This window comes from Terriglobia bacterium, from assembly GCA_036496425.1.
Classification (GTDB): domain Bacteria; phylum Acidobacteriota; class Terriglobia; order 20CM-2-55-15; family 20CM-2-55-15; genus 20CM-2-55-15.
Genome location: DASXLG010000150.1, coordinates 1 through 22,939 on the forward strand (window position 1 = coordinate 1; position 22,939 = coordinate 22,939).

Sequence of the window (22,939 nt, forward strand, 5' to 3'; positions counted from 1 at the left end):
CCGCGGCCTGCCACCAATAGCCTTTCGGCTTCGCCAGCAGCTCATCGCTCAGCTCGCGGCCCATCAGCCGGAGAATGATGGTCTGCAGCACATCCTCGGCATCATCCGCGTTACCCGTGATCCTGAAGGCTGCGTTGTAAATCAGTTTCGAGTTCTGGCGGAAGAGTTCCTCGAGCTTCTCTTCCGCAGTCGTTGGTTTCGCTTTCACAGTTATGGTCGCCATATGGTGCACCCGCAGCCGGGCGCCGGCCAAACAGAACCGGCGCCCGGCTACCGGATTTAGATGACCATCCGGTTGACGGGATCGGACCAGTCGGTATAACCCAACATGCCGTAAGCACGAACCTGGATCGTGTAGGTTGTGCCGGGCGTCAGATTATTGAGCACCGCCGGTTTCCGGGCGTTGGGAATGGTGACCGTCGTCCATGGGGTGGGCGGCGTTTGGACCGTGCCGGCCGGCGCGTAATGGACTTCCACCATACGCGCTTTCGGCATCGATTTCACGCTGACCAGCAACTGGCCGGTGTTGCCCTGATCGACCGAGGAGATCGACGCAGGAAGCAACGGCTGTGGCGCAGTCCGGCTGTACGTGGCGGGTTTGAATCCGCTCGTCATGAACACGGCCATGTCTTCTTTACACGCAACCTCGACAAAATGCGCGAGTTGCTTCAAGAGACCGACCAGGACCTTACGCTGCTTCTCCCGTTCAGCTACCGCTTTCTTACTGTCGGCAGCCTGCGCGGCAGAGGCAATGTAGGTGTCGATCGCACCCTCCAACGTGGCGGGATCGACGGGAGCGCCGGTATAAACCGGATTGTTCGGCATCGCATCATGCACCTGCTTCGCCTGCAATACCAGTTCGGACGGCTTCATCCCGTTAAAGGCAAGGGACGCTTTGATTTCAGTAGACTTTGTTCCCATTGGGAACCTCTCTTTCTCCGGGCTTGACCCAACCCGGTGGGCTAAATGGTTAACGGTTTACATCGCTTGAGGCTGCGCGCTATCGCGCTTGCCCCTTGCGGGCCACGTGAAATAACAGGGGCCGGAGTTCCGGCAAGGAGAAGGTGGCGGTCTTTTTTCTCCCCCTACTTATATAACGCTGGAAACTGCCGATTTCCTGCATTGGCCTCAAATCTTTTTTCAGGCACCGCCAGATTTCGTGGAAATCAGCGCCCGAAAGCATGGAACAGCTTGCAGCTCTTCGGCTCACCTTCCCGAAAACATGGGACGTCTTCCACCTCTTCATCTCGCCTGCCCGAATAGGTGGGAGCGCTTCCAACTCTTCGGGTCGCCTTCCCGAAAACATGGAACGCCTCCCATCTCTTCGTCTCGCCGGCCCGAATAGATGGAACGCGCTCCAACTCTTCGGCTCACCTTCCCGAAAACATGGAACGTCTTCCATCTTTTCGTCTCGCCTGCCCGAATAGATGGAACGCGTTCCAACTCTTCGGGTCGCCTTCCCGAAAACATGGAACGCCTTCCATCTTTTCATCTCGCCTGCCCGAATAGATGGGAGCGCTTCCCACTCTTCGGCAGACCGTCCCGAAAACATGGAACGTCTCCCTTCTTCTCATCTCGCCCGCCCGAATAGATGGGAATGCTTCCGCGATACCGGAAATTCAGTTACTAATACTGGAAGTCGGTGGAATACGCGATCGGTGATGGATGATCAGCGGTATCCGAATATGGGCGGAAACAAAACGACCACGGCCGCCGCCCATACGGAGTACACAGGCAGATATGCAACCTGCCATCGTTCGAGGGCGCCAAACGGGCCGTTGTGACGCAGGAAGCGCAGATAGAGCCGCGCCGACCATGCAAGATTGACCAGCAGAATGAGATTTTCGCCGAGAGCCGCCACCCGGTTGGGAGAGAAGCCGAACTCGGAAATGCGGGCTGCGATCGCCGCAAGCGCCAGCGCATCGACGGCAAGCGCGCTACAGATCAGCACGAACTGCAGGCCATCGAACAAGTCCGGCGGTGCCTGGGGATCCCGCGCCGAGACTGCGTAAAGCACCAGTCCGACGACCAGGACCAGTAACAAATCAAAGCCGATGAGTACCTCTCGTTTCACATTGATGGGACTGCCGGTCCACGCCATCGTTGCCAGAAACGCCAGCAGCAGGACAGTGAACAGCGGTGTGAACAATCGGGTCAGCACTGGCGCCATGTTTTCAACGACACTCTGCTTGGCTTCCACAAGCCACGAACCGACGATGACGGCTCCCATTGCTCCGCAAGGAATCAACCAGCCCTGCGCCAGCCAATCGGCATTGACGTCGATGGCCCTGAACATCATCAGGGTGAAGCCCGTGAGCACGCCGCCGCCGAGTCCGATGAGGACGTAATAGATGGCCAGTTCGCCGGAGAACCGGACAAAGTCCATGCGCCTTCCGACATTTGAAAACCGGCGGCTTCCGGCATACGCAAAGCCGACGGCCAACCACAGACTGATGGGAAGATGCAGGACTGTCAACGCTTCCGTGTCGCCGCCTGGCCGGAATGGAAACGCATTGGCAAAAACCGCCGCGATCGCGAACGGCACGGCCAGCCACAGGCTGCGTACGCCGTTCGACCATCCGCGCTTCCAAACGAAGTAAACCGTCAGCAGTGGCAACACGAACAGGCTGATGTTTCTCGCGTAGAACGGCCCGTCACCACCGCGAAGCCGAAGGCCGAAAAGCTCCGGTACTTTAATGGCCACCGCTGCAGCGATGGCAAGGCTCAGAACGACGAGTATCTCGCGGGAATTCCTGGCCATCCCCTCCGCTGTATCGGAAGGAAGGACCAACTGCTTCCACAATCGTTCGGAGTGTTCTCGTGCGAATTCGCGGGATAATGCGTCAAGACTCCCGATTCGCTTGACGGCAACCAGGAAAGCCTCCTCCTCCGACAAGCCGGCACTCACGAGTCCTGTCAGCAGGTCGCGCAGGTGCCCCTCCAACTCCTCCACATCGGAGCCGTTGATGGCCTGACGGCGGCGCAGATAGGCCCGCCATTGCGCAATCTGCCCCTCGATCGTCTGGTGATCGGCGCCGGTCGTCATACGGTTCGCACCTTCATCCAAATCCCCCGCAGCGTATCGTCGACGACCTCCCACTGTTTCCGCTGCACCGCAAGCTGAGCTCGGCCCTCCCTGGTGATGCGGTAGTACTTGCGCCGGCGGCCGGTGTCGGCCGCGCGCCATTTCGACGCGATATACCCCTGGCGTTCGAGCCGGTGCAGGACGGGATAGAGCATGCCGTCGGTCCACTGCAGATGGCCTCCCGACAGCTCGGCGACGCGTTTGATGATGGCGTAACCGTAACTGTCACCTTCGGCGAGAATGGCGAGCACGAGAGGAGTCGCTGAAGCGGCGACCAGGTCCTTGCTGGTTTCCATACGTAGCATCTTTATACATTGTAGTGCTATGCATGTCAATCCTCAGCCTTTTATCGTACCGCTGGACATCCTTCGCCGTATCGAGTCATAGTTTTCCTATGAAAAACCGCTTCTATCTTGTACTGATCGTGCTGGCTTTGGCGGGGGCAGGACCGGGTTCCGCCGACGAAGGGATGTGGACGTTCGACAACCCGCCGCTGAAGCAGCTCAAGGACAAATACAATTTCACGCCGACGCAGGAGTGGCTGGATCACATCCGGTTATCGAGTGTCCGCTTCAACGACGGCGGTTCAGGCTCGTTCGTCAGCCCGAACGGCATGGTGATCACCAATCACCACGTCGCTTTCGGACAGCTGCAGAAGCTCTCAACGCCGCAGAAGGACTACGTAAAGGACGGTTTTTATGCCCGGACTCAGGCGGACGAGCTGAAATGTCCCGATCTCGAGTTGAACGTCCTGATTTCAATGGAAAACGTGACGGCCCGGATTCAAGGCACCGTCAAGCCCGGCATGTCGGCAAAGCAGGGCCTCGACGCCCGCAAAGCCGAGCAGGCGAAGATCCAGAAAGACAGCCTCGATAAGACAGGCCTGCGGTCCGATGTGGTGTCGCTGTATCAAGGCGGCGAATACTGGCTCTACCGTTATAAGAAGTATACGGACGTGCGGCTCGTGTTCGCTCCGGAGCAGCAGACCGCTTTCTTCGGCGGCGATCCGGACAACTTCACCTATCCCCGCTTCGACATCGACTTCGCGGTCCTGCGCGTTTATGAAAACGGCCGGCCCGTTCAAAGCAAGGACTATCTCAAGTGGAACACGCGCGGCGCGGCGGACGGCGATCTGGTGTTTGTGTCGGGTCATCCTGGATCGACAGAGCGCGGCTTGACCGTGGCTCAACTCGAAGCGGATCGCGATACGGTTTATCCCATGCGCCTGTCGCGCTATAAGCGGGAACTGGTGGCCCTGCGCTCCTACTCGGCCCGCGGCACCGAGCAGACGAGGCAGGCGGCCGACGAAATATTCGGACTCGAAAACACCGTCAAGGCATTTACCGGCGAGTACAACGGATTGATGGATAAAGCGCTGCTCGATAAGAAACGGAAAGAAGAATCCGAGCTTCGCGCCAAGGTTTCGGCCAACGCGGAGTGGCGGCGCGATTACGGCGATGCCTGGGACAAAATCGCACTGGCGACAAAGAGGCAGGTCGAGCTTTCGAAGCCACAGCAATACCGTTCGATCAGCACGGCATCGAACCTCGCCTCGATGGCACGGCAGATTGTCGTTTACGCCGCCGAAATCAAGAAGCCCGACGGCCAGCGCCTGACCGGATATCATGACTCGCAATTGGAATCACTGAAGTTCTACCTGCTCTCGCCGGCGCCGATTTATCCGGAATTTGAACAGGCGCTGTTGACGTTTTCCCTGCAGGATTCGCTCGATCAGCTGGGGCCGAACGATCCCTGGGTGAAGGCGATACTCAACGGCCGCACACCGGCGCAAGTCGCGTCGGATGTGATCAAAGGAACAAAAATGGCAGACCCCGCATTCCGCAAGATGCTGGTCGAGGGCGGTGAGGCGGCGGTCAGCGCTTCGACCGATCCGCTCGTCATACTCGCGGTGAAGGCGGATCCCTTTTTCAGGGAGACTCGAAAGCTATACGAAGACACCGTGGAATCCGTCATCACGCCGGCAAGCGAGAAGATTGCGAAGGCCCGCTTCGCAATTTACGGGAAGTCGGTTTATCCCGATGCGACGTTTACTCTTCGCCTGGCGTATGGAACTGTGCAGGGTTATCCGATGAATGGGACGAAAGCGCCTTCGAAGACGACGTTCTATGGACTCTACGACCGTTCTGCGAGCTTCGACAATAAGCCGCCATTCAATCTGATGCCCCGGTTTGCCGAGCGCAAGGACCGGATCGATATGGCGACTCCGCTGGATTTCGTGGCGGCCGCGGATATTATCGGCGGCAACTCAGGGTCGCCGGTGATTAATAAGAACGGCGAGTTTGTCGGCATTATCTTTGACGGCAACATCGAGAGCCTTACCGGCAACTTCGTTTACATCGAAGAGTCGAATCGTGCGGTTGCCGTGCACAGTGCAGCGATTATCGAAGCGCTGAGGAAGGTGTATGACGCCGCCAGCGTGGCGAATGAGCTGGAGGGGAAATAAGCCGCAGATGGCGCGGATGCCGCAGATAAGGGCCGCATCTGCGGCATCCGCGCCATCTGCGGCTAAAAAATACGAAACGATTGGGGTTGTACCGAATCGAACTGCATAAGCCTCCCTGTCACGGGATGTCGGAAATCCAGATGGGCGCCATGCAGCGCCAGCCGCCGAATCGGATTTGTCCGACTACCATAGTTCTTATCACCCACAATGGGATAGCCGTTCTCCGCCAGATGGACGCGAATCTGATGTTTCCTTCCGGTTTCAAGCCTCACTTCGACGACGGTGTTCTTCGCATTTCGCTTGAGTACATGCACGTGCGTCACAGCGAGCTTTCCCATCCTGGTGTTTTTAGTCGAATAAACCCGGTAGGCTGCGTTCTCCGTTAAATACGAACGAATGGTGAAATCATCCGCCTTTACCCGGCCTTCCACCACGGCGACATAACGCCGGCCGGCGGTGTGCGCCTTAAATTGATCCTGGAGATGTTCTTTCGCATTGGGACTCTTGGCGAAAACCAGCAGACCCGAAGCCTCGCGGTCGAGCCGGTGAACGATGAAGAGTTGATCCGGCGGTTTTTTGGAATTCAGATAGTGCCGCAATATTGCGTATGCCGTCTTAGACCGCTCGGTGTCTGTCGCCATCGTCAGCAGCCCTTCCGGCTTGTCGACGACAATCAGGCTGTCATCCTCGAACACGATTTTCAGGTCCGTCATTATGCCTTCGGAATCAGGTGAACGGCCGACGCTTTGAAAACCGCAAACACTTCGGAACCCGTCACAATTCCGAGGTCGGCGATGGCCTGGCGCGTCACCAGCGCGACGAGCTCGAAGCCGACGTCCATAACAACCTTTGTCAGAACGCCTGCAGGCACAACATCGCAGACGTGGCCCTGCAGGTGATTTCGCGCGCTGCTTTGCTCCGCCCGTCCTTTCTCCAAAGTCACGTCTTCGCCACGGATGCAGACGTAGAAGTCGGAAGCATCGACGGGAGTATCCGCCGATGCGAGAACGGCCGATCCGACCTGCAGCATCGCGATTCCTCCATCCCGGCGTTGGATGCGCCCAGGAACAACCGTGTCGACGCCGGCCGCGGCGGCCACCTCGGTATGCTGCGGCCGTGTCAGGACATCCTGCGGAGATCCGGTTTGCAGGACGCGTCCACCGCTCATCACAACCATGCGATCGCCGAGTGTCAGGGCGTCCACCCAGTCGTGCGTCACCACGATGGCCGGGATTCCTAATTTCCTCAGCGTCTGCAAAAGCTCGGACCTCACGTGCTCGCGTGTTGCAGCATCCAGGGCGGACAAAGGCTCGTCCAGAAGCAGCAATCGCGGCTTTCGGGCGAGCGCCCGAGCCAGGGCGACGCGCTGCTGCTGTCCGCCGGATAGTTCGTCCGGCCAGCGATCGAGCAGTCCGTCGACCTGTAATGTCGCGGCGATCTGCTCGATCGCTGCCGGAGAACGCTTGAGGGAATAACCGATATTTTCCCGGACGCGAAGGTGCGGAAACAGCGCGTAATCCTGAAACAGGTAGCCGACGGGCCGCTTCTGCGGTGGAACATGCGTCCAGTCGGTACCGTCAAATTCGACCCGCCCGGAATCGATGCGCTCGAGGCCCGCGATGCATCGGAGAACGGTGGTTTTTCCGGCGCCGGACGGTCCGAATAAAATCGTGATCGAGGCACTGTCTGCAATCCGCAGCGACGCTTCGATGCGCGGCCCACGTTCAAACTGCCTGACGATGTCGGCGATCAGAAGCAAAGAACCACACCTTTCGATTGAGCCCGTAGACAACGGAAAGAATGACGAAGGAGAAGAAAAGCAACACGACAGATGTGACCGCAGCCGACGAGTAGTTCAATGCCTGCACCTGGTCGTAGATATCCATCGAGAGCGTACGGGTAACTCCGGGGATGTTCCCGCCAACCATCAACACCACTCCAAACTCGCCGAGCGTGTGCGCAAAACTCAGGATGATGCCGGTCATCAGGCCGGCCCACGACTGCGGAATGATGACTCGAAAAAACGTCTCCCTGTTGGACGCTCCAAGCATCCATGAGGCCTCGATGTACTTCCGGTCGACGGAACCGAAGGCGGCCGCGGTCGGCTGCACAGCAAAAGGAAGACTGTAGAGGACCGACGCCACAACCAGTCCCTGAAATGTAAACGGCAAACCATGACCGGCCAGCGTCTCATACCAGCGGCCGATGGGACTGCGCGGCCCGAGCGCTACCAGGACGTAAAATCCCAGCACGGTCGGCGGCAAAACCAGCGGCAGTGCGACCACCGCTTCAACGATGAATTTCCATCGCCATTTCGAGAATGCTATCCAGTAACTGATCGGCAATCCGATGATCGCGAGGATTAAAGCAGTAAGCGAGGCCAGTTCCAGGGTTGTGGCGAAGGCTTGCCAGTTCATAGTTAAAACAAGAAGAAAAAACTCAACGTCAACGCGGCTTGTGAGCGACCCCCTGCCGTGCCTTCGGCACGGCTGTCCCCCTTTCTAAGGGGAACAGCAAACTCTCCCCCTGATACAGGGGGAGAGCCGGGCGCGAAGCGCTCGGCAGGGGGTCGCTCATGACGACTTTCCGTGCAAAGCCGTCTTGTTATCATTCCACTTTGAAGCCATACTTCTCGAAGATCTTTCGAGAAGCTGGAGACTGCAGCCACAGCTCAAAGGCCTTCGCTTCGGCCCCACCGTGCTTCAAAAGCACAGCGCCTTGTTCGAGACGCGGATAGAGATTCTGAGGAACCTGCCATTGACGGCCGCCCGCCATCGGCTCGGAGGAAGCAAGCGAGTGAGCGATAATCCCAACGTCCGCGGCGCCGGACTGAACGAATTGCGCGGCCTGCGAAATGTTTTCCCCGAAAACGAGCTTGCTCTTGACCCGGTCATACACCGCCGCAGCCTTCAACGCAGCCTCGGCGGCGCGGCCGTAGGGAGCGTGTTCCGGATTCGCGATCGAGATCTTTTTGACCTTCGGATCCAGCAATGCCTGCATCCCGAGTGTTTCGATCTTCAAAGGCGAACTTTTCGGCACCCAGAGGACGATCGAACCGATCCCATATATAAAGGTAGAGCCGGGCACCGCCTGACCGCCCTTTTCGAGCTGCTTCGGATAATCAATATCGGCGGAAAGGAAGACGTCAAAAGGGGCTCCGTTCTGGATCTGGGTAAAGAAGTTTCCGGAGGATCCCAGCGTCAGCCGGACCTCGTTTCCAGTCTGCTGCTGGTACGCTTGAACGATCTCTTTGATCGGAAAACTCAAGTCGGAGGCCGCCGCGACATTGATTGCAAGTGCAAGAATCGAAAGGATCGAGAGGCCCATACTTGGCCAGACTGTAGCACAGAACCGTGAAATCCAGGGACAGGTCCCGATTTTCGGGTTAAAATTCTAGGCTCGATAGAGTCATTGAGGTTGCCTGGAATGCCCACCTGGAAAGAAAAACTCGCTGGTCGTATGGACCCGCAGATTGCTGAAGAAGTCGATGTTTTCGAGACACAAATCGCGCTGCGCAAAGCCGGCAAAATGGACGAAAAAGTCTTTGCCGAAACGCGGCTGCGGCGGGGTTGTTACGGCCAGCGTTACGACAATGGACATCGCCATGACGGAGTCCGTACCCAGCAGCTCGAGTTTCCAAGCGATCTGACGAAAGGGCCGGAAACCTTCTGGGACGCGCCGGGCATGCAGCGCATCAAGATTCCTTTTGGCGGGTTGAATCCGGACCAGTTGGATACTCTGGCGGAGCTCGCTGAGGAATACTCCGACGGCATCCTTCACGTGACGACACGGCAGGATTTTCAGCTGCACTATGTCCACATTGAAGACACGCCAAACATCATGCGGCGTCTCGCTGCCGTGGGAATTACGACTCGCGAAGCGTGCGGCAATTCGGTCCGCAACGTCACCGCCTGTCCGATTGCCGGTGTATGCCGGAGTGAATCATTTGATGTAACGCCCTACGCGAAGGCTGCCGCAAAATTCATGCTCGGCCATCCCGATGCGCAGGGCTTCGGACGCAAATTCAAGATCGCCTTTTCGGGATGCCGGGAAGAAGCCTGCGGCCTGACCAGCTTGCACGATGTGGGCTGTATTGCCGCCACTCGCAGCGAGAACGGCAACGAAAAACGTGGATTTGAAGTTTACGTAGGGGGCGGCCTGGGCGCCGTCCCGCAGCAGGCCAAGCTGATGAATGACTTCGTCGCCGAAGACGAATTGCTCCCGCTGATACAGTCGATCGGCCGTGTCTTTGCGCGCCTGGGGGAGAAAAAGAACCGGGCGGCCGCGCGTTTGAAGTTTCTGATCACGAAGCTGGGACTCGACGAGTTCCGCCGGCTGGTCGATGAAGAACGGAAGATCTTGCCCGCCGATTCGCGGTGGTCGAGCTACATTCCGGATGTCGCGCGATACCAGGAATCTCCGAAACATGGCCCGACGCATCTGAACGGCCAGCAGCGGCCTGAAGGATTCGAGAAGTGGCACCTGACGAATGTCTATCGCCAGCGCCAGGAAGGTTACGCGGCTGCCGCAATCACGCTTCCGCTTGGCGATCTGACGGCTGCGCAGGCGAGGCAGGTCGCCAACCTCGCTCGCCGGTTTACGGGTGACAATCTTCGGACGACGGTCGAACAGAACATTCTCCTGAGATGGGTTTCGGAAGCGGATCTGCCGGACCTGTACCGCGAACTCGGGCGCGCCGGATTGGGAGAACCCGGAGCGGGCACCATTCTCGACGTGGTGGCGTGTCCTGGAACGGATACCTGCAAGCTCGGCATCGCTTCGTCGCGCGGGCTGGCCGGAGAAATCCGCTCCCGGCTGTCGGAGCGGCTGTTTGCGCTGGACGAGTCGGTCCGCAATCTTCATATCAAGATCAGCGGCTGCTTCAATTCGTGCGGGCAGCATCACATCGCGGACCTCGGATTCTATGGAACCAGCCGGACGATCGCGAATCGCAAGATTCCGCACTTCCAGGTGGTGCTCGGCGGAAAATGGCAGGACAACGCGGGAGCGTACGGCCTTGCGATCGGAACGGTTCCTTCCAAGCGGGTGCCGGACGTCATCGACAGCATCACCGCCCGGTACGTTCGCGAACGCAAGGGAACCGAAACTTTCCAGGCTTTCATCAAGCGCATCGGAAAGCAGGAATGCCGCGCGATGATCGAGCCGTTCATGGAAGTGCCGGCGTACGAAAAAGACCGCTCGATCTATTCCGATTGGGGCGATCCGCGCGAGTTTACGATCGGCGACATGGGGGTAGGCGAGTGCGCCGGCGAGGTCATCTCGGTAAGTCAGTTCGATCTTGCCGATGCCGAGCGGCTGGTGTTCGATGCCCAGCTTCAGCTGGAACACGAAAATTACACACAGGCCGATTCCCTGGCCTATCGCGCAATGACGCAGGCTGCGATGGCTTTAGTCAAAACGCAATTCATCGATGTCGGGGACAATGCCGATGTCATCGTCGCCGAATTCCGCAGCCGTTTCTTCGATACCGGCCTGCTGGGAGACCGGTATGCCGGAAACAAATTTGCCGAATACCTGTTCCGGCGGCACGACTCGCCGCCGCAGGAGCACACGATCGATCAGGCGCACCGCATCATCGAAGAAGCGCAACTTTTCATCGAGGCAACCTACGCGTGTCATGACTCACTGGCGGAGCGAGGCGCGAGAGGTATGGTTGTCGCTCCTGTGCACTCAGGGAAGGCGGCTGGAAAGCTTTAATGGAATTACACCGCCTGGGGGTCAAGTTTTTCGCCTCTGATCCCGCATCGATTCATCTCGAAGATCTGATACCGGTCTTTCACGGCTGGATTCAGAGGCAGGTTATTCCTGGTCATGTTCTCATCGACGTCCATGACTACAGCCATATTCAGAACGGGCCAGGCATTCTGCTGGTCGCGCATGAAGGCAATTTCAGCCTGGATATGTCCGATGGCCGGCCCGGACTGTTTTATTACCGGAAGACGCCGACAGCGTTGCCGGCCACCGAGCACATTGCAGCCATTGTGAAATCAGCAGTCCAGGCCTGCGCGCTGCTGGAGAAAGACGCAAAGGTCGCGATCAAAATGGATGAGGGGCTGGTCATCGCGAATGACCGGCTGGAAGCGCCGAACGATGAGGCCACACTTGCGGAGCTGAAACCGGCGGTCGCGGCGGCGCTGCAACAGGTATTTCCGGGAGCGGCATTCAACCTCAGCCGCGCGAACAGTGATCCCAAAGAGCGGCTGGCGATAACAGTTCAGCGGGTGTAACGTAACCGCCATTTTAACATGGTGTGTGAGCGACCCCCTGCCGTGCCTTCGGCACGTCTGTCCCCCTGTATCAGGGGGACAGCTTAGTGTCCCCTGATATTCTCCGATTTTTTACTTGCCTTCAAATCGGCCGGGGACCTGCATCAGGGGGGACAGTAACTGTCCCCCTGATAAGGGGGACAGACGCCGCGAAGCGGCGGCAGGGGGTCGCTTACGACGAATTGTCAGCCTTTGTATCTCGGGTAGGTCCCCAGCACCCGCACTGTTTTCGCCTGCGACCTCAATTCTCCCAGCGCGTCGACGATCGCGGTCGAATCCGGTCGGCCAATCAAGTCGAGGTAAAACACATACTCGAACGGCGAGCCGCGCAAAGGCCGGCTTTCGATCTTCGTGAGGTCAATCCGCCTCTCGGCGAACGGCCGCAGCGAGTGGTACAGCGCTCCCGGCGCATTACCGACACCGAAAACGATGGTGGTTTTGTAATCGTTGCCGGATGTCACCGGCGGAGCCTGGGACTCGGAAGGAGTAATCAGCAGGAATCGGGTGTAGTTCTCCAGGTGATCCTGGATTGCCTCCGCCAGAATCACACCGCCATAGACGTCCGCCGCCCGGCGCGTGGCAATGGCCGCCGCATCCGGCCGGGCCTGTTTGATAACGATCTCCACAGCGCCGGCCGTATCGTACTCGGGAACAGGCTGGATCTGCGGGTGTTGCCGGAAGAATTTCTCGCATTGTTCGAGGGCCTTCGGATGAGACAGAGCCCTCCGCAGATCCTCGAGGCCGACTCCGGGCGGAGCGATGAGTTGAAAAAGGATATGCCGCACCGTCTCGCCAACTATCTTCAGATCATGCTCGAAAAGCAGGTCGTAACAGGCATGGATGGTTCCGGCCAGCGTATTCTCGATCGGCACGACTCCATACCGCGCTTCGCCCCGCGTCACAGCCTTGAAAACGTCTTCAAGCGTGGTTCTGGGCAGGAGTTTCGCCGAGGCCGAAAGCAGGTCGATACACGCATCTTCACTGTTCGAGCCGCGGGTACCCTGATATGCGGCGTCGTAAGGGAGCGGTCCGGTCGTCATTGCTATAGGTTAATATACAATTTCGCCATGGCAGGACCGCTCGAAAATATCAACGTCGCTATTCTGGAGCATCGCTTTACCAGGGAGTTCTCGGCGTTATTCGAGAAACTGGGTGCCAAAGTCTACGCCTGCGCGCTGCTTGAAGAAAAGCCCGTCGAAAATCGCGAGGAGCTGCAGACGTTCATCCGGCACGTTCTTGGCGGCAGCCTCGACATGATGATCTTCCTGACGGGCGTTGGCGCGAGATTCCTGATCGGCGAAGCCGAATCCATGGGTGCGAAAGACGACTTTCTCAGCGCACTCGGCAAAGTTACGATTGTTGTCCGGGGACCGAAGCCTGTCGCGGCGCTGCGGCAGTTTGGTCTGCGCGCCGATGTAACGCCGCAGAATCCCACGACGGAGGGTGTGATCGAAGCGCTGCAGACACAGAATCTGCGCGGACGGCGGATCGGCGTCCAATTGTACGGAACACCGAATCCGCAGCTGGTTGGCGCGCTGGAAGCAAAGGGCGCGACGGTGACTCCGGTTCAGGTTTACGCCTATGGCGCGGCGGCGGATTCCGCAGCCGTTAATGAATTCATTGGCCGGATCATCGACGGCCAGATCGATGTGATCGCGTTCACCAGCGGGCCGCAGGCGGCAATGCTGTTCGACTTTGCCGCGAAGATGGGCACAGAAGCGACGCTGGCAGCAGCGTTGCAATCCCGTGTGGCCGTCGCTTCGATCGGAGAAGTCACCACGCGGGCGCTCGAAGCCCGGAAGATCACTCCGCAAATCGTGCCGGAGCAGTCGAAGATGGCGGCCCTGGTGCAGGCCGTCCGCGAACATTTTGAAGCGAAGGCGTAGCCGGGAAAACATCATGTTTTACCCTATTTATCTGAACCTCACCGGCAAGCGCGTCGTCGTGATCGGCGGCGGGGAGGTCGCGGAACGGAAGATCGAGCCGCTGCTGGACGCTGGTGCAAGCATCAACGTGGTGAGCCCGGAGGTTACGTCCCGGATACTAACGCTGGCCGGTGAAAAGCGTATCGAGCTTCACCAAAGGCCGTTTCGGGCTGGTGATTGCGCGGGCGCAACACTGGTTTTGTGCGCAACGGACGACGGCGCCGTCAGCCGTGAGGTCTTTGAACAGGCTCGCACAACCGGTGCGCTGGTCAACACCGCGGATCAGCCGGCGCTCTGCGATTTCATCATGCCTGCTGTCGTCCGCCGCGGGGATATTGCCATTGCGATTTCGACTTCCGGTACCAGCCCCGGGCTGGCCGCCCGATTGCGGCAGAAGATCGCACGGCTCATCGGTCCCGAATACGGGCGGCTGGCGCAGCTGCTCTCCGAAGCGCGGCCCCAGATCCGGCGCCAGATCCCGGGCGAGAAGGAACGCAAGGCGCTCCAGTACCGGATTCTCGATTCGGATATCATGACGTATCTGAAAGAGAACGATATTGAAGGCGCCGAGCGGCGGCTGCGCGAGATCATTGAGTCATGACCCATCCGGGGATGGTCTATATTGTCGGCGCCGGGCCGGGAAATCCGGATCTCATTACGGTGCGCGGGCTCATGTGCCTGCGCGAAGCCGACGTTGTGCTGCACGACCGGCTGATCGACCTGCATTTGCTCGAAGAAGCCAGGCCCGATGCCGAAATCATCAATGTCGGTAAGGAATGGGGCGAAGAAGACCTTCAACAGGATTACATTCACCGGGTGATGATCGAGAAGTCGCGGCAGGGCAAAACCGTTTGCCGTTTGAAGGGAGGCGATCCTTTCGTCTTTGGCCGCGGCGGCGAAGAGGCGCGGGCGTTGTCGGAAGCAAATGTACCGTTCGAGGTCGTGCCGGGTGTTTCCAGCGCGATTGCTGTGCCGGCTTATGCCGGAATCCCGGTAACGGATCGCGATCATGCACATTCGTTCATGGTGATCGCGGGGAGCCGCTCTCATGATCTGCATTCTCCCGAATGGGGCGCGGCCGCAGCGCTCGCACGCGCCGGAGGAACAGTAATTGTGCTCATGGGTCTGGCACGGGTTTCAGCCATTGCCGAAAGCCTGCTCGCCGCCGGTTGCCCTCCGAAATTGCCGATTGCTGTGATCTCCAAAGGCAGCTACCTGATTCAGGATTGCCGCGTTGGAACTCTCGCCGGAATCCCGGACCAGACCGGAAACCTGTCCGGCCCCGCTACTATTGTGATTGGAGAGGTGGTGGCGTTGCGCAACCGGGTCCAGTGGATGGAGTTCGCCACCAAACTCGGCGCGGAATGACACTCGGCGGACCGGCTGTGGCCATCATGACGGGCGGTAAAGCCGACCTCATGATAAAATTCCCTTCTTTGCTCTTATGAAAATGCCCGATCTAGAATCAGCGCCCTCTTTAGATTTCATACGGACCCGTGTCGCCGAAGACGTGAAAGCCGGCAAGAACGGCGGCCGCGTCCACACGCGATTTCCGCCCGAGCCGAACGGCTATCTTCACATCGGCCACGCCAAATCGATTTGCCTCAATTTCGGCGTTGCAGCGGACAACAACGGCCTTTGTAATCTTCGATTCGACGACACCAATCCCAGCAAAGAGAGCGTCGAGTACGAAGAATCCATCCAGCGGGATGTGCGGTGGCTCGGCTTCGACTGGGACGGCCGGATGTTCTACGCGTCGGACTATGCCGAGAAGCTCTACGAATATGCGATTCATCTGATCAAAGACGACAAGGCATACGTGGACAGCCTCACCGCCGATGAGATCCGCGAATATCGCGGCACTTTGACGGAGCCGGGCAAAGAAAGCCCTTACCGCCACCGCCCCGTGGCCGAGAACCTGGATCTTTTCGAACGGATGCGCGGCGGTGAATTCGAAGATGGGAAGCATGTTCTGCGGGCAAAGATCGATATGGCGTCCGGCAATATCAATATGCGGGATCCCGTATTGTTCCGGATCATGAACGTGCAGCACTACCGGCAGGGTTCGAAGTGGGTGATTTATCCGATGTACGACTACGCGCATCCGATCTCGGATGCGCTCGAGGGAATTACGCACTCTCTCTGTACGCTGGAGTTCGAAGATCATCGTCCCTTGTACGACTGGTGCCTGGAGAATCTGCCGGTTCCGGTGCGGCCTGCTCAAATCGAGTTCGCGCGCCTGAACCTGAGCTACACGGTGCTAAGCAAGCGAAAGCTGCTGACGCTGGTAACCGAAAAAACCGTCAACGGATGGGACGATCCTCGAATGCCGACCCTGAGCGGGCTGCGGCGGCGCGGCTACACTCCGGAAGCGATACGCAATTTCTGCGACGCGATCGGCGTCGCCAAACGCGACGCGATCGTGGACGTCGCCCAGCTCGAGCACGCGATACGGAACGACCTGAACAAACACTCCGCGCGTGTTATGGCTGTTTTACGCCCATTAAAGGTTGTCATTGAAAACTACCCTGAAGGGCAGACGGAAGAGCTCGACGCCGTCAACAATCCTGAAGATCCTTCGGCCGGCACCAGGAAAGTGCCGTTCAGCCGCGTCCTCTACATCGAGCAGGATGATTTCCGGGAAAATCCGCCGAAGCAATTCTTCCGTCTCGCTCCCGGGCGTGAAGTTCGGTTGCGCTACGCATACTTCATCACCTGTAAAGAAGCGGTGAAAGACTCAGCTGGAAATATCGTCGAGCTTCGCTGTACTTACGATCCTGCGACCCGAGGCGGCGATGCTCCTCCGGGGCGTCCGTCACCCAAGGCCACGCTGCACTGGGTCTCTGCGGAGCACGCACTTTCTGCGGAAATCCGCCTGTATGACCGTCTCTTTAACGAAGAGCGTCCCGGCAACGATTCGCCGATCAATCCGACTTCGCTCGAAATCCTGAAGTCGTGCAAGGTCGAGCCGAGTTTGAAGGCGGCGAAAACTCTGGACCGGTTTCAGTTCGAGCGACAGGGATATTTCTGCGTCGACCCGGACACGGCTCCGGAGCAGATCGTGTTCAACCGCACGGTAACACTGCGCGACACCTGGGCGAAGATCGAAAAGTCTTTGAAAAAGTAAAGTTCATGGCGTCATGGTTCGAGCGTGTACGCTCGTGGGACATTCGGATCTGGGCTTCGATTGGGGCGTCGCTGCTGCTGATTGCCGGCGTGATGTGGACGATTCCCTTCACTCCGGACGCCACCAACTTCACCTTCGATACGACCCGGCGAGACGTCACCAATGCCCGGATGATTGAAATGGGTCAGCCGGTAAACGGCCAGCTGGTCGACGGCAGCGATACCGATTTCTACCGGATTCCTCCTCTCCAAAGCAGTGTTCAGCTGGATCTCCATATGGCGAACGAATCGCCCAGGCTGATTCCCGCGCTGCGGGTCTACGACTCGACAAAGAACCTGGTTATCGAGAAGAGCAAAGAGTACCTGAAAAAGCCGGGAGCCAATCTCGATTGCAGCTTTCTGGCGCAGTCGGATCGCACCTACTACGTTCAGATCCTGAGCCAGCGCAATACCATCGGCGCATACGCGTTGACTGTCAGCGCGCGAACTCCATGAGAGCCTTCTTTGCTGCCCTGTGTTTGATCGCGCTTGCAACTGCGGGAATCGGGCAGACTGAAGATCCTCCCTCGCCGACACGGGTTCCATTCACGCCGGAACCCCGCGAATTGCAATGGAGAATCGGATTCGACCTCGGCAACGCGACGGTTCTGGAAACGCCGGAACTCAATCCCAATCAGGATTACCGGGGCGCAGTTGGCGTCGCCGATCGTATCCTTCCTGATCCGCTCTTGGGCTGGGGCCTGGGTCTGTTGCCGTACGCCAGACTCGAAATTGCGTATTCCCAGCTGTTAAACCCACGTGAGTGGACCGTTCTCGATCTGCAGAACAAGGTAATCCGTAAAAGCTTTCAGCTGATCGGCGTGTTTATGGGCACCCGAATGACGACGACCGAGGGCGGATATCACCTGGTTTCAGCGGCGATAGCACCACGGGACCCGTTTTTCGGTGTTCGAAAGGAACCGTCGCCCGAAACGCTCGTGGTCGGTTTTGCCGGGCGCGCCAGGGGACGGCTGCAATTGCGGACAAAACTGTCCGAAACGAAATGGGCAAACTCTTTGCCGGCTGAAGATCCTGCGGACATGCCCGCGGGCTATGGGAACGCAAAACAGCTGCTGGATGACGGCACATCCGGCGTCATGCGATACCTCTACGGCACATCTATCGAAGCCATGGTTCGCGGCCGGTTGAGCAAGCTCTGGCTCTTGAACTACAGCAATCCCGATACGACGATGGGCACACACCCCTGGGGTATCTTCATCGAAGACGGATCGCAGATTCAGCCGCTCTACATTTTCAAACCGGAGGGGAAGGGAGCCTCTTACGTCGCTTACTTCACCGCTTCAGTAGATCTTGACCAGGATGGGACGGACGAACTCGTGGTTGAAGCCAGCTATCGGATCGGAACCGCCTTCAAGGTGATCTCAATGACCGAAGCAAAATATCAGGAGATCTTCAGTTCGTACTACCGCGGGCCGTCGTAGCCGTCCAGTGAAGCTCATCCACGGAATCGAACACCGGTACGTCCGTGCGTAACGTTGCCAGCGTCCGGTACAACAGCGCATCACTCCAAAGCGAGAACAGGGAATTCGCCAGGTTGCGGGAATTGCGGATTGCGCCTGTCCAGTCCTTCCAATCTTTTGGAATGTCTTCCAGAAGCGGATACTTCGAAAGCACCGCGGCGGCGGCCTTCTTGCCCCATCCGGGAATGCCCGGAAAACCATCTGCGGTATCGCCAACGAGGGCGAGGTAGTCCGGAATCGATTGCGGCTTGACGCCGAACTTTGCGACGACGCCATCCTCATCGCGAGTGGTATTGGTCCTTCGATCAAGCTGAACGATACGCGTTCCTGAAACGCACTGGCTGAGATCCTTGTCGGGAGTACAGATCACAACGCGATCGACCCTCTCGTCGCGGGCGGCTTTCACTGCAGCTGCAGCGAGAGCGTCATCAGCCTCGAACTCGACCATGGGCCAAACGACGACGCCCATGGCCTGAAGCGCCTCTTCGAGAATTGGAAACTGGGAATACAGCTCCGGAGCGATGCCCTCGCCGGTTTTATATCCGGGATAGAGATCGTTGCGGAACGATTCGATGACGTGATCCGTCGCCACCCCGATGTGCGTCACCCCGCGATCGAGCATGCCTCGGATAGAATTCGCGACTCCGCGAACTGCGCCGACTTCCTGCCCTTTTTCGTCTTTCGCGGAGGGAACGGCAAAGAAATGGCGGAACAGTTCGTACGTACCGTCGACCAGGTAGACTTCCACGCAGCTATGGCCGGACTTCGAGCGCGAGATTGTTGCCGACAATCGATGACCAGCGGGCGAAATCGACGCTTCCGGCTGAGGAGACTCGCGGGAACGTACACTGGAGGGAGCCGAACCGGGAGCCGCCCGGCGTAAGCATGTCGAAATTGATTGCAGTGGCGGATTGCCCGTCAGGGTCACGGGCAGAGATGGAATAAATCACGGCGGCGTCATCGGCCAGGAGACCTTGCGCTGCGGAACTGTCTGCCGGAAGCCAGACACAGTAGTCGGCGCCGGCGGCGGGCTGCGCCGCGTCGAGGCTCGATATCTGACGGCTGGACAGGACCTGAGCGGCGCCAATCCGGCTCTTCCACGTTTGGGGATTCAGTCGCAGTCGAAACTCTTCGTGCAGAATGCTCACGAGCCTCTCATCCGAGTCCGGCGATTCCCACGAAGCCGGCGGCGGAGCCTCAGGCAGCGTCGTGGGAACGGAGTTATCAACTATACCTTGCGAATCGTTGCCGTCGCCGAAACTCAATTTCACGCTCGACCCCGCTTCCTTGCCGTCCGAAAGTATGAAGTAAGCGGACGCACCAAACGGCGCCGCGGCGTTCTCCGTACGATAGTTTCGTACGCGGGATCTGGTCGTGGTCCTGCAGATGATGAACTGATAGGTGACATTCTCGGCGGCTACCGACTTGCAATCCCAATGGTCCGTGACTTCGGTTGCGTATCGGTCTCTTCCGACCACACGCGGAGGGTCGAGGCTGTAGATATCCTGATCGTCCTGATGGCCGACCAGAAACAGGAAAGGCAGATCGAAGGTGTAGGCCTTGCTCTGCAGATCGTAAGACGCCCGCACCGCAGCGTTCACATTGACCTCGACATTATCCAGGCCGACCCGGCCTTGACTGTAAGCCTCCACACTTTCGCTCACGGGGAATTTGGTGGTGAGTTGGACCGGTCCGTGGTCGCCGCGGCACATACCTTTGAAAATAAAAACGGAGAGATCGCTCTTCACTTCTTCAAAGTTGCTTCGGTACCAATCGCCCAATTCTCTTTTCTCGTTGAAGAATGCAACGGTTCGCCATTCGCCCGGTTCATTGATCAGCTCCGAGCATTGAATGGACTGGGCGCCTGCAAAAACGCGCTGGAGATCGGAATCGCGAAAACGGCCGAAAACGGCGCGGAGTTGAACGAAGAAGCGGCGGCCATACTGCTGGGAATCCCCGGCCGCAGGAGCCGCTGGAGGCGCAATCTGGCTCTCGTGCTGCAGCGCAACGTGCGTCACCGGCGCCAGCACGGCCAGAAAGACAGCCAACGATAAGGCCTTGAAAACCCGCATCTCACGGTTATTCTATCGCGAATGCGCCTTCACAGCCCTGCCAACAAATACCTCTCTCCCCCAGGGATCCGTCACAGAACGGCCTTCAAAGCCCGTTTCTTCCAGCACGCGAAGCCAGGTGTCTCGTGGAAAGATGCCGAAAACGTGCGTATCGTGGACAACCCGGACGGGTTCGCGGCCCTCCCGCAACAAGTACGCGAAATCGACGGTGTAGGTCGTATCGGAGGGATCCGGATCGAAAGTCCATTCGATGTATCGAATGCTCCGGCCGTCTTGCGGGTCGCCGTCGTGCCCTCCGTGGGTTGTCAGCGAAACGAAGGTTTCTCGAATCACATCCGGCATGAAAAGGGCCGTTCCGCCCGGCCTGCAGTGAACTCGTGCGGTTTCGAGGGCCCGGCGCAGGGCGCCTTCTGTAGTCATGTACATGATGGCGTCATGAATAAAGACGACATCAAAAACGCGTCCTAACCGCAACGATGTCATATCTCCGTGAAGGTGTTCCAGCTCCGGATTCAGCCGGCGGCTGAGTTCAAGCATCCCTTCCGACATGTCGACCAGCGTCATCTTGAAATGAGCCTTCAGATGTGACGCATTGTTGCCGCCTCCGGAACCCAGTTCGAGCAGGGTCATGGGCGGAACTGAATCCGGCTCAACCAGCAGACTCCTGGCGAAGTCCGCTTCCTCGGCATAGTCCGGTGGTGATGACAGGAGGTGGAACCACGATGCGAGCTCGCCATAGAGCTTTGGCGGTTCAGGAGCCGACGGCATGCCCATACCCACTTAACGCGTGGATCGCCCTATCGAGGTGAAGTTCTTTGGTCAGGATGTAATCGGTATGGTGAGTCGCGATTGGAAAGATCGGCACACCGGCATCGGCAAGCGGCTCCGCCAGTGAAGCCATGATGCCCGGAAGCGCGAGGTCCAATGGGCCTTCGCATCGAAGTATCCGCCAACCCGGTTCATTCGGTACGCCGGAGGGGATGCTGGATTCCAGGCAGACCACGGATAGTTCGTCCGGAGTTCGGGTAATCGAGAGGAAATTCCCTTTGTTGGCCCAATCCGGAACTTCCGCTTTCGGGTCGAGCCTGCATACGGCATATCGATCCGGCAGTACGGAAAGAGTGAGTAATGCTCTAGGAGTCATTGCGATCGATCCATTTTTCGGTTTGCGGCGGCGTATACCTCGTCATCAACTCTAACAGCCGAAGGGGATCCGTTTCCTGAATGACCAGCCGCCTGTTGGAGGAATAGACAAATCCTTCAGATACCGCCCGATCGAATAATGCTAAAAGCGGATCATAGTATCCCTCGACGTTCAGAATCGCGCAGGGTTTGCGATGCATGCCGAGCTGCGCCCAGGTGATGATCTCGCAAAACTCCTCGAATGTGCCGTAGCCGCCCGGCAAAGCGATAAATCCGTCGGAAAGTTCCGCCATCCTGGCTTTCCGCTCGTGCATCGAATGGACCACGATCAACTCCGTAACGGCACGATGGGCGAGTTCGCGGTTCACCAGAGCCTCGGGAATAACGCCGATGACTGTGCCGCGATTTTCCATTACAGCGTCGGCGACAACTCCCATCAGGCCGACGTTGCCGCCTCCGTAGACGAGTCCAATGCCCCTGCTTGCAAGGACCGCCCCCAAAGCGCGCGCAGCGTCGGCGTATACCGGCTGAATGCCGCTACTCGATCCGCAGAATACGCAAACACGCTTCATCAATTTACGGACGTACCGCCGTGGCCATTTCGCGCATCATTTGCGGTTCAGAGAGACTGTTCCAGCAGTGCCCTTTGCCCGAACCGTAAGCGATTCGCGCGTCAGCTGGAGGATTGGCCTTTTTGAAAAAATCATCGAGCAAGTGAACTGCGATGTTCAGGTAGTAGCTGTCGGCGTCACCTACGGAAATATGAATCTTGCCGCGCAATTTCGGGCCGAGTGCCGCCCAATTCTGTTCGAGGATCATGCGGAGATCGTACTTTTTCCAATGATCGACGACCGAATGGTCGATGACTCCGGTCTTCGGATCCCATAGCGGAACGGGCCGCCCGTCATGGCTGCGCGGCCCGTAGGTGGCATTCCAGGCGCCCCACTGCTGGCCCGACATCGTCCAGCTGTTGCCGGAGCCAAGGACGTTCTCCATCTGACATTCACGACGGATCGTGAATTCAACATTGCCATTGAGGTCGCGTTTGCTGGGGCGGTCGCGTCCATTGTCGTCCGAGTAAGCATTCTTGTCCTGGTAGATATTGATGATCTGAAAGCCCCGGAAATCCACGCCGTCCGGACAAGACGACCAGACCGCGTTGAAGTAGTCCGGGTAGAAGATCTTCAGGGCCAGCGAAACCCAGCCACCGGTAGATTCGCCATCGAGAACGCGAGCATAAGGCCGTCCGATAGCATGGAAGGTTTTCTCGACGTATGGAATCAGCTCCTGTGTGATCGCGTCACCATAAGGACCGTT

Annotated in this window: 24 protein-coding genes; 9 read left to right on the forward strand and 15 right to left on the reverse strand. The window is 58.3% G+C overall.

Going from position 1 to position 22,939, the window contains the following annotated elements; genetic code table 11:
* The 4 genes from VGK48_10740 to VGK48_10755 all read right to left on the reverse strand — a co-directional run.
* On the reverse strand, window positions 1-223 hold a 223-nt coding region (locus VGK48_10740), incomplete at its 3' end, for a sigma factor (protein ID HEY2381642.1).
* Window positions 224-279: 56 nt separating this feature from the next.
* Window positions 280-921: a fibronectin type III domain-containing protein gene (locus tag VGK48_10745; GenBank protein HEY2381643.1), complete on the reverse strand. Its 642-nt coding sequence runs from the start codon at window positions 919-921 to the stop codon at window positions 280-282.
* 748 nt (window positions 922-1,669) lie between these two features.
* The gene (locus VGK48_10750) at window positions 1,670-3,046 is read right to left on the reverse strand and encodes a permease prefix domain 1-containing protein (protein ID HEY2381644.1); all 1,377 of its coding nucleotides are present in this window, start codon (window positions 3,044-3,046) and stop codon (window positions 1,670-1,672) included.
* Window positions 3,043-3,381, reverse strand: a complete 339-nt coding sequence (locus VGK48_10755) for a helix-turn-helix transcriptional regulator (protein HEY2381645.1) — start codon at window positions 3,379-3,381, stop codon at window positions 3,043-3,045. The genes VGK48_10750 and VGK48_10755 overlap by 4 nt, the downstream gene beginning before the upstream one ends.
* Before the next feature lie 98 nt (window positions 3,382-3,479).
* Between VGK48_10755 and VGK48_10760 the strand changes: the two genes are divergently transcribed.
* The gene (locus tag VGK48_10760; protein HEY2381646.1) at window positions 3,480-5,549 is read left to right on the forward strand and encodes a S46 family peptidase; all 2,070 of its coding nucleotides are present in this window, start codon (window positions 3,480-3,482) and stop codon (window positions 5,547-5,549) included.
* 62 nt (window positions 5,550-5,611) lie between these two features.
* On the opposite strand, the gene VGK48_10765 is transcribed toward VGK48_10760, so the two are convergent.
* The 4 genes from VGK48_10765 to modA all read right to left on the reverse strand — a co-directional run bounded on the left by VGK48_10765 (window position 5,612) and on the right by modA (window position 8,876).
* A complete protein-coding gene (locus tag VGK48_10765) occupies window positions 5,612-6,262 on the reverse strand; it encodes an RluA family pseudouridine synthase (protein HEY2381647.1) in 651 nt (216 codons plus the stop codon).
* Window positions 6,262-7,308, reverse strand: coding sequence for an ABC transporter ATP-binding protein (locus VGK48_10770; GenBank protein HEY2381648.1), 1,047 nt, complete (start codon window positions 7,306-7,308; stop codon window positions 6,262-6,264). Before VGK48_10770 ends, VGK48_10765 begins: the two co-directional genes overlap by 1 nt.
* Complete coding sequence (gene modB / locus VGK48_10775) at window positions 7,274-7,966, reverse strand: molybdate ABC transporter permease subunit (GenBank protein ID HEY2381649.1); 693 nt, start codon at window positions 7,964-7,966, stop codon at window positions 7,274-7,276. The genes VGK48_10770 and modB overlap by 35 nt, the downstream gene beginning before the upstream one ends.
* A gap of 190 nt (window positions 7,967-8,156) precedes the next feature.
* Complete coding sequence (gene modA, locus VGK48_10780) at window positions 8,157-8,876, reverse strand: molybdate ABC transporter substrate-binding protein (GenBank protein HEY2381650.1); 720 nt, start codon at window positions 8,874-8,876, stop codon at window positions 8,157-8,159.
* Window positions 8,877-8,975: 99 nt separating this feature from the next.
* Here modA and VGK48_10785 point away from each other — a divergent pair, with 99 nt between their 5' ends.
* Together VGK48_10785 and VGK48_10790 are read left to right on the forward strand one after the other, a co-directional pair.
* Window positions 8,976-11,267, forward strand: coding sequence for a nitrite/sulfite reductase (locus VGK48_10785; protein ID HEY2381651.1), 2,292 nt, complete (start codon window positions 8,976-8,978; stop codon window positions 11,265-11,267).
* Complete coding sequence (locus VGK48_10790) at window positions 11,267-11,797, forward strand: hypothetical protein (protein HEY2381652.1); 531 nt, start codon at window positions 11,267-11,269, stop codon at window positions 11,795-11,797. Before VGK48_10785 ends, VGK48_10790 begins: the two co-directional genes overlap by 1 nt.
* Window positions 11,798-12,021: 224 nt before the next feature.
* On the opposite strand, the gene pheA is transcribed toward VGK48_10790, so the two are convergent.
* Window positions 12,022-12,876 carry a prephenate dehydratase gene (pheA, locus tag VGK48_10795; GenBank protein ID HEY2381653.1) on the reverse strand — a complete coding sequence of 285 codons (855 nt, stop codon included), beginning with the start codon at window positions 12,874-12,876 and terminating at the stop codon, window positions 12,022-12,024.
* A 27-nt stretch (window positions 12,877-12,903) separates the two neighbouring features.
* Here pheA and VGK48_10800 point away from each other — a divergent pair, with 27 nt between their 5' ends.
* The 6 genes from VGK48_10800 (at window position 12,904) to VGK48_10825 (ending at window position 18,368) form a co-directional block, all read left to right on the forward strand.
* Complete coding sequence (locus VGK48_10800; GenBank protein HEY2381654.1) at window positions 12,904-13,722, forward strand: uroporphyrinogen-III synthase; 819 nt, start codon at window positions 12,904-12,906, stop codon at window positions 13,720-13,722.
* 13 nt (window positions 13,723-13,735) lie between these two features.
* The gene (locus tag VGK48_10805) at window positions 13,736-14,362 is read left to right on the forward strand and encodes a bifunctional precorrin-2 dehydrogenase/sirohydrochlorin ferrochelatase (GenBank protein HEY2381655.1); all 627 of its coding nucleotides are present in this window, start codon (window positions 13,736-13,738) and stop codon (window positions 14,360-14,362) included.
* Complete coding sequence (gene cobA, locus VGK48_10810) at window positions 14,359-15,129, forward strand: uroporphyrinogen-III C-methyltransferase (protein HEY2381656.1); 771 nt, start codon at window positions 14,359-14,361, stop codon at window positions 15,127-15,129. Before VGK48_10805 ends, cobA begins: the two co-directional genes overlap by 4 nt.
* A gap of 82 nt (window positions 15,130-15,211) precedes the next feature.
* Complete coding sequence (locus VGK48_10815) at window positions 15,212-16,888, forward strand: glutamine--tRNA ligase/YqeY domain fusion protein (GenBank protein HEY2381657.1); 1,677 nt, start codon at window positions 15,212-15,214, stop codon at window positions 16,886-16,888.
* 5 nt (window positions 16,889-16,893) lie between these two features.
* The gene (locus VGK48_10820) at window positions 16,894-17,382 is read left to right on the forward strand and encodes a hypothetical protein (GenBank protein ID HEY2381658.1); all 489 of its coding nucleotides are present in this window, start codon (window positions 16,894-16,896) and stop codon (window positions 17,380-17,382) included.
* Window positions 17,379-18,368, forward strand: a complete 990-nt coding sequence (locus tag VGK48_10825) for a hypothetical protein (protein HEY2381659.1) — start codon at window positions 17,379-17,381, stop codon at window positions 18,366-18,368. The genes VGK48_10820 and VGK48_10825 overlap by 4 nt, the downstream gene beginning before the upstream one ends.
* Here VGK48_10825 and VGK48_10830 read toward each other — a convergent pair.
* The 6 genes from VGK48_10830 to VGK48_10855 form a co-directional block, all read right to left on the reverse strand.
* Window positions 18,340-19,197 carry a 5'-3' exonuclease H3TH domain-containing protein gene (locus VGK48_10830; protein ID HEY2381660.1) on the reverse strand — a complete coding sequence of 286 codons (858 nt, stop codon included), beginning with the start codon at window positions 19,195-19,197 and terminating at the stop codon, window positions 18,340-18,342. The two genes, VGK48_10825 and VGK48_10830, sit on opposite strands and share 29 nt — an antisense overlap.
* The gene (locus VGK48_10835; protein ID HEY2381661.1) at window positions 19,160-20,479 is read right to left on the reverse strand and encodes a hypothetical protein; all 1,320 of its coding nucleotides are present in this window, start codon (window positions 20,477-20,479) and stop codon (window positions 19,160-19,162) included. Before VGK48_10835 ends, VGK48_10830 begins: the two co-directional genes overlap by 38 nt.
* Window positions 20,480-20,491: 12 nt before the next feature.
* Complete coding sequence (locus VGK48_10840; GenBank protein HEY2381662.1) at window positions 20,492-21,247, reverse strand: class I SAM-dependent methyltransferase; 756 nt, start codon at window positions 21,245-21,247, stop codon at window positions 20,492-20,494.
* Complete coding sequence (locus VGK48_10845; GenBank protein ID HEY2381663.1) at window positions 21,231-21,623, reverse strand: ACT domain-containing protein; 393 nt, start codon at window positions 21,621-21,623, stop codon at window positions 21,231-21,233. Before VGK48_10845 ends, VGK48_10840 begins: the two co-directional genes overlap by 17 nt.
* The gene (locus tag VGK48_10850) at window positions 21,613-22,194 is read right to left on the reverse strand and encodes a TIGR00730 family Rossman fold protein (GenBank protein ID HEY2381664.1); all 582 of its coding nucleotides are present in this window, start codon (window positions 22,192-22,194) and stop codon (window positions 21,613-21,615) included. Before VGK48_10850 ends, VGK48_10845 begins: the two co-directional genes overlap by 11 nt.
* 4 nt (window positions 22,195-22,198) lie before the next feature.
* The coding region (locus tag VGK48_10855; protein HEY2381665.1) for an alpha/beta hydrolase-fold protein at window positions 22,199-22,939 on the reverse strand (741 nt) is incomplete at its 5' end.

Coding starts and splice junctions, on each gene's coding strand:
- VGK48_10745 (HEY2381643.1), bottom strand. CDS start 921: ATGGGAACAAAGTCTACTGAAATCAAAGCGTCCCTTGCCTTTAACGGG.
- VGK48_10750 (HEY2381644.1), bottom strand. CDS start 3,046: ATGACGACCGGCGCCGATCACCAGACGATCGAGGGGCAGATTGCGCAA.
- VGK48_10755 (HEY2381645.1), bottom strand. CDS start 3,381: ATGGAAACCAGCAAGGACCTGGTCGCCGCTTCAGCGACTCCTCTCGTG.
- VGK48_10760 (HEY2381646.1), top strand. CDS start 3,480: ATGAAAAACCGCTTCTATCTTGTACTGATCGTGCTGGCTTTGGCGGGG.
- VGK48_10765 (HEY2381647.1), bottom strand. CDS start 6,262: ATGACGGACCTGAAAATCGTGTTCGAGGATGACAGCCTGATTGTCGTC.
- modB (HEY2381649.1), bottom strand. CDS start 7,966: ATGAACTGGCAAGCCTTCGCCACAACCCTGGAACTGGCCTCGCTTACT.
- modA (HEY2381650.1), bottom strand. CDS start 8,876: ATGGGCCTCTCGATCCTTTCGATTCTTGCACTTGCAATCAATGTCGCG.
- VGK48_10785 (HEY2381651.1), top strand. CDS start 8,976: ATGCCCACCTGGAAAGAAAAACTCGCTGGTCGTATGGACCCGCAGATT.
- VGK48_10790 (HEY2381652.1), top strand. CDS start 11,267: ATGGAATTACACCGCCTGGGGGTCAAGTTTTTCGCCTCTGATCCCGCA.
- pheA (HEY2381653.1), bottom strand. CDS start 12,876: ATGACGACCGGACCGCTCCCTTACGACGCCGCATATCAGGGTACCCGC.
- VGK48_10800 (HEY2381654.1), top strand. CDS start 12,904: ATGGCAGGACCGCTCGAAAATATCAACGTCGCTATTCTGGAGCATCGC.
- VGK48_10805 (HEY2381655.1), top strand. CDS start 13,736: ATGTTTTACCCTATTTATCTGAACCTCACCGGCAAGCGCGTCGTCGTG.
- cobA (HEY2381656.1), top strand. CDS start 14,359: ATGACCCATCCGGGGATGGTCTATATTGTCGGCGCCGGGCCGGGAAAT.
- VGK48_10815 (HEY2381657.1), top strand. CDS start 15,212: ATGCCCGATCTAGAATCAGCGCCCTCTTTAGATTTCATACGGACCCGT.
- VGK48_10820 (HEY2381658.1), top strand. CDS start 16,894: ATGGCGTCATGGTTCGAGCGTGTACGCTCGTGGGACATTCGGATCTGG.
- VGK48_10825 (HEY2381659.1), top strand. CDS start 17,379: ATGAGAGCCTTCTTTGCTGCCCTGTGTTTGATCGCGCTTGCAACTGCG.
- VGK48_10835 (HEY2381661.1), bottom strand. CDS start 20,479: ATGCGGGTTTTCAAGGCCTTATCGTTGGCTGTCTTTCTGGCCGTGCTG.
- VGK48_10840 (HEY2381662.1), bottom strand. CDS start 21,247: ATGCCGTCGGCTCCTGAACCGCCAAAGCTCTATGGCGAGCTCGCATCG.
- VGK48_10845 (HEY2381663.1), bottom strand. CDS start 21,623: ATGACTCCTAGAGCATTACTCACTCTTTCCGTACTGCCGGATCGATAT.
- VGK48_10850 (HEY2381664.1), bottom strand. CDS start 22,194: ATGAAGCGTGTTTGCGTATTCTGCGGATCGAGTAGCGGCATTCAGCCG.